Origin of the sequence: Vogesella mureinivorans, assembly GCF_007644035.1 — a bacterium.
GTDB classification, from domain to species: domain Bacteria; phylum Pseudomonadota; class Gammaproteobacteria; order Burkholderiales; family Chromobacteriaceae; genus Vogesella; species Vogesella mureinivorans.
Genome location: NZ_VMTV02001101.1, coordinates 1 through 283, shown reverse-complemented (window position 1 = coordinate 283; position 283 = coordinate 1). Strand labels below are relative to the sequence as shown.

The window sequence follows — 283 nt, the reverse complement described above, 5'->3', positions numbered from 1 at the left end:
CAGCACGCAGGCGCAAGCGGGGCAGAAGTGGATCTCGAGAAACGGGTTCTCCCGTTCCCTGCGCGTGTAGACCGAGGTGACACCGGACAAGCGGATGCGTTCCCCCTCCCAGTCATACGCCCAGAGGGCTCCGTAGCGACGGCAGAGCGTGCAGTTGCACGCAGTGATCGAGCCCGGATCGCCGTCGAGCTGCCATTCCACGGCGCCGCAGTGTCAGCTGCCTTTCATGCGGGGATGTCCATTCTTCTGAGGTCCGCTCCGGTCAAGACAGTTCGGCTGCGTG

Annotated in this window: 1 protein-coding gene; it reads right to left on the bottom strand. The window is 64.3% G+C overall.

From position 1 onward, the window contains the following. Nucleotides 1–201: GFA family protein (locus FLQ44_RS24225; RefSeq protein ID WP_206209136.1), on the bottom strand; the 201-nt coding region annotated here is incomplete at its 3' end. Nucleotides 202–283 lie beyond the last annotated feature (82 nt).